We start from the raw sequence: 5,376 nt of genomic DNA, 5'->3' as shown, positions 1-5,376 counted from the left end.
AAAAGGGCTTAGATACCCTGGTGGTCTATGATGATTTGAGTGCTCATGCCAATAGTTATCGTGAACTGTCCCTTTTACTGCGTAGACCTCCTGGACGTGAAGCGTTTCCTGCGGATATTTTTTATCTGCATTCCCGTTTATTAGAGCGCTCCACCTGTCTTTCCCCTGCTATGGGCGGCGGCAGTATGACCGCGTTGCCTATTATTGAAACCAAAGAAGGTGAAATGGCTACTTATATTCCAACGAATCTCATCTCCATCACCGATGGGCAAATCTTTTTTGATGAATCCTTATTCTCTTCTGGATTTCTTCCCGCCATTGACATCACCCAATCAGTCTCACGAGTCGGTGGTAAAGCGCAGCATCCGCAAATTAAAAAAGAAGCCGGTCGAATGAAACTCGATTACCTGCAATTTCTTGATTTGGAACTGTTCACTCGCTTTGGGGCGAAACTGGATACCAAAATGCAAAAGCAGATTAAAAAGGGGCGCGTTTTAAGAGAAATTCTGAAACAAGAACGATGCGCACCACTACCTATTGAATTTCAACTCGCATGGCTTATTGCCTACAACGAGGGGTTCTTTGATGAATTGAAGTTAGAAGACATCCCCCAAATCCTCAAAAAAATAGAGGAAGAAATAAAACAGAGTAATTTATCCTTGGGAAGCCCAAAAGCACAATGGAAACAGGCGATAAAAGAATGGCTAATGGCATAGAACGGACTTCTTATCCAAAATAATGAGTCTCATTGACCACTGGGATGTATTATGACCAAGCGAACGAAACTAAAAGAACATGTTCATTCCTTAGAAGAAATTGGCAACATCATGACGGCCATGAAAAATCTTTCTTTAATTGAAACAGGCAAAATCACTCAATTTCTTGCCATGCAGGACCAAGTCATTCAAACCATTCGTGAGGTGAGCCAAGATTTTTTAAGTTTCTATCCCATGCCCCCCATGAATCAACAAGAAAATCACCCTTTGGTTTCAATTCTTATTGGCTCAGAACGAGGCTTTTGTGGCCCTTTTAATGATAATGTACTTCATCAGTTAGAAGCGCGCAAAGAGCAACATGCTGAATTAGAACCGATGCTCGTTCTTGTGGGGCATAAGCTGGCCTTAAAAATGGCGAATGACTCTCGTGTCATCGCCACAATAGATGGACCCAATGCCATTGAAGAAATCCCAGCCGTGATTTCAAACGTGTTACACGCATTAGAAAAAGCCTTATTACAAAGAAATAAGACATGGCATTCTTGGCAATGGACTATTCTTTTCAATGAAGAAGAGCAAAATCAAATTCAAGTAAAAACCTGGCAGCCCTTTGAAGAATTGGATACACGTCCTACGCATCAGTTTTCTATACCACCTGTTTTGAATGTATCCAAAGACCAGTTTTTCGCTGACTTGGTGGAGCATTATTTACTGGCCAAGTGTTATTCGATCTTTTACCAATCGTTTTTTGCGGAGAATCATCAAAGACTGTTTCATTTAAACCAGGCATTAGATCGCTTGGAACATAAAAAAAATGCATTAAACCATCGTCTCAATTTACTGCGCCAAGAAGAAATTACCGAAGAAATTCAGAATATTTTACAAAGCGCCGAAGCGATTATTGGTCATGAGCCCACATAGAAAGGCAAGGTAAACTATAATATACTGATTAGATTGAGTTTCTAATCAATAGAACCCTTTGTAACGCAGCAATAAAGAAAAAGATGCAGGTTATGCAAGAGCTCTAATGGAATGAATTATTCCATGAATTCGTAGTCATACCTTTTTGAGTTATTGGAAATCGGTTACAGAATATGAGATAGACTCATATGAGGCGCGAAAACACTCGTGTGGACTGCTCCACTTAAACCATTTGATGAATTGACAGGTTAAGTGAGCTTTGGAGGGAAAGGATGCTGTTTCAATACACTAAAAAGTTTACCTTACTTCGATGGGTTCAAACATTATCCGTTGCGTTCCTGTTGGCGGTGGCTTCTGTCTCCTTTGCTCAACCCACCGCGGATGAACATGCCGCACATCATCCAGGAGAAAAGGAGAAAGAAGGCGAGGGAATGAGTGGTATGATGAAAAGCATCGGTACCTCCTCTAAGGAACTTTACCCCTCTTTAATGAGTTTACCCATATTATCCCCCGAAAAACGCCTGGAGATTCAACAAAGGGCACACCAGCGCATCACCTCAGGTATTGCGCTCATGAAAAGTGGACTTAGCGAGCTTTTGTCTGCATCCAACAATAACGATTACGCTAAGATGCAGAAAGCATTAGAAAAATTACGGGAAGGGATTGTGCAATACGAGAGTGCCCTGGCCACCCTTCGTGCACTGACTGAAGGAAAAAATCCTCGTGACATCGCCTTGCAGTGGTTTAAACAAGAAATGAATCTTCTTCCAAGCAGCCCCCAAGCCGAGAATGTCTTAGGTGGTCCTTTTTTTCATTTAACGATTATCGCTCTATTTAGTTTGTTTTTTTTGGTCATGATTTGGATGTATTTTTTCAAAATGAGAAGAGCGGCTGCATTGCTTGATCGCTTAACAAAACAAAATACGGCTGGTTCTTCAGAGACACCACCCCAATCTTCAAAAACACCCGAACCAACCCCTTCCTTAATACCAGTAGAGCCCAGTAAATCCTCTAAAGTGTCTAAAGTGCCATCAGAAACTGCCCCAACTACTCCTCCTACCTGTCCCGCTCATAAATGCCCAGTCCCGCAATTTCCAGTCATGAGATCGCTCACCGAACCGGAAGAGAAATGGGAAGGACAACTTCGTGTTTGTCGTATCTTCCAAGAAGCACCAGGAATAAAAACGTTTCATTTAGCGTCACTTCATGAGGTGGCTTTGCCATTTACCTATTATCCTGGTCAGTTTATTACGCTTACCGCGGTGATTCAAGATAAAACAATCAGGCGCAGTTACACCATGGCGTCTACCCCAACCCAATTGCATTATTGTGCCATCACGATCAAACGAGAAGAGCACGGCTTATTTTCTCGTTATTTGCATGACGAAATTAAGGAAGGGGATTTACTGGAGGTGATGGGGCCTAATGGTAAATTTACTTTTACTGGTGAAGAGGCACAAAGCATTGTACTGATTTGTGGAGGGGTTGGTATTACCCCAATGATGAGTATCATCCGCTATCTCACCGATATTGGATGGCACAATGACATTTATTTGCTGTACTGTTGTCGCACTACAGATGAATTTATCTTTCGCGAAGAATTAGAGCAACTTCAAGAAAGATACCTGAATCTCCATGTGTATGCCTCGATGCTGCGTTCAGAGGGAACTGTTTGGATGGGATTACAAGGCTTCTTTACCAAGAATATCATCAGCCATCTTGTCCCTGATATTGCTTCTCATCGCATCCATGTTTGTGGCCCTCCCGCGATGATGGAAGCTATCCTTGCTATCTTAAAAGAGCTTAACGTGCCCGCAAATTCGATTCTAACGGAAGCATTTGGACCAGAAAAGAAACCCGAAATAGCACAAGAAGACTTGGAATCCATCAAAGCCGATACTCATGCGATGGTTTCTTTTAGAAAATCCAACAAAATGGTTCCGATTTTGCCAGACCACACCGTACTTGAAATCGCTGAAGCCAATGGGGTTACTATTGATAATGCGTGTCGAACAGGTCAATGTGGGTTATGTAAAGTACCCTTGCTGTCTGGAGAAGTGACCATGGCCTGTGAAGATGCTCTTTCAAAAGAAGACAAACAACGAGGGCTTATCTTAGCGTGTCAGGCCAAGGCGACTCAAAACATTGAGGTGGATGCTTAATGAATACGCAAGGACGTATGGTGGTTTTGGGCTTAATCCTGTTAATGCTTATCACGTGGTTAGGCTTTGCCGTCCATACGTCTTCTCGTTTTGCCGGGAGTTTTTGGGGTGGTGTGTTTGGCGTGAGTGGTTCGATATTGATGCTGATTCCGCTCCTCTACCTCTTTGTTAAACGCATTTCATTTGTGAAGAATTGGGTAACGCAGTATGTGTCCATGAATGCCCTATTGTCATGGCATATTTATGCAGGCATTATTGGTTCCATTTTAGTCTTGATTCATACTGGGCATAAATTTAATAGCGCGCTAGGCATTGCTTTGACTGCCATGACGCTCATTGTCACGCTCAGTGGTTTTATTGGCCGTTATCTCATGGGCTTTATGAGTCAGGAAATCGATGAAAAAAAGACTATCCTGATGGGATTACAAAAACAATACCAAATCGTGGCTCAAGAACTACAAGCAAGCGCACACTCTAATAAGAACATCGGGAAATTACATCTTATGACAGCTCGCTTTCTTTCCTGGCTGCTTGAAGACACCGCATTGGATGGTCAGTTAATCAAGTCGGCAGAGGTACGCGCTTTGTGCTTAGCGGATGCCATCTCTGAGCTGGAATACGCCATTCGTTTTCACGAGCACTTCAAGCGCCTGTTTCAAAAATGGTTAACATGTCACATTATTATAGCGCTGGTATTGTATGTTCTGCTCGGTCTGCACGTGTGGTCTGGGATTTATTTTGGATTAAGGTGGTTTCAATGAAGCTTAGCCGGGCCATCCTCGCTGCCCTTATGGTAATCGCAGCACTGTCTTTTGTAGCCTATTACCTGTCCTATCATGGAGATGAGGCAAGCAGTTTGATTCAATTGGCCGAGTGGCAAAGAATGGCAAACCCTGGAGAACTCTCCAAGGCCCATTCGTTTTTAAGTCACAACTGCACTGCGTGTCATACCCCAGTGAAAGGGGTTGAGGCAGTAAACTGTATCGTCTGTCATGCCAACAACGAATCTCTTTTAAAACGCCAGCCAACCTCATTTCATGCCAACATAGGCGGTTGTGTCGCGTGTCATACAGAGCATCAGGGCAAGAGCGCACGCCTGACTCAGATGGATCATAATGCTTTGGTTTCGTTAGGGCTGCAGCAACTCAATGCCTTTTCAAAGGCAAATGATGAAGAAGAACAGTTAATTAATCAGGTTACACTCTTTTTAGCACAGAATGAATCCAATAGGCCAACCGTACTGGTCAATCCCCATTTATCACCTCAAGAACTGACCTTACGCTGTTCCTCTTGCCATCAAAGCAAAGACAAGCACTTTAAGTTATTTGGTGACGATTGTGCTGCTTGTCATGAAACGGCTCATTGGAACATCTCTGAATTCAGACACCCATCCCCGCGCTCAATGGATTGTGCTCAATGCCATCAAGCGCCACCCAGTCATTATATGGAACATTTTAATATGATTTCAAAAAAAGTGGCTCATGAGCATGAAGCCCGTGTCGATCAATGCTTCCTTTGCCACCAAACCACGTTGTGGACTGATATTAAAGGAGTTGGGTTTTATAAGCATCATTGAG

The 5,376-nt window shown here is 43.0% G+C and carries 4 protein-coding genes and 1 pseudogene; all 5 read left to right on the top strand.

Going from position 1 to position 5,376, the window contains the following annotated elements; genetic code table 11:
• A pseudogene (locus tag ACWTEW_RS05435) lies at positions 1–716 on the top strand (F0F1 ATP synthase subunit alpha); the annotation flags it as partial.
• Between the two features lie 51 nt (positions 717–767).
• Positions 768–1,637 (top strand): F0F1 ATP synthase subunit gamma, encoded by an 870-nt coding sequence (locus ACWTEW_RS05430; RefSeq protein WP_454783606.1) that lies wholly within the window; start codon positions 768–770, stop codon positions 1,635–1,637.
• 272 nt (positions 1,638–1,909) lie between these two features.
• On the top strand, positions 1,910–3,799 hold the full coding sequence (locus ACWTEW_RS05425; RefSeq protein WP_454783605.1) for an FAD-binding oxidoreductase: 1,890 nt from the start codon (positions 1,910–1,912) through the stop codon (positions 3,797–3,799).
• A complete protein-coding gene (locus ACWTEW_RS05420; RefSeq protein ID WP_454783604.1) occupies positions 3,799–4,560 on the top strand; it encodes a hypothetical protein in 762 nt (253 codons plus the stop codon). The genes ACWTEW_RS05425 and ACWTEW_RS05420 overlap by 1 nt, the downstream gene beginning before the upstream one ends.
• Entirely contained in the window at positions 4,557–5,375 is an 819-nt protein-coding gene (locus tag ACWTEW_RS05415) for a hypothetical protein (protein ID WP_454783603.1), read from the top strand. Before ACWTEW_RS05420 ends, ACWTEW_RS05415 begins: the two co-directional genes overlap by 4 nt.
• Position 5,376: the final 1 nt, after the last annotated feature.

The sequence above is a fragment of the Legionella stuttgartensis genome (assembly GCF_977063405.2).
This window is presented reverse-complemented; position numbering and strand designations above follow the sequence as displayed.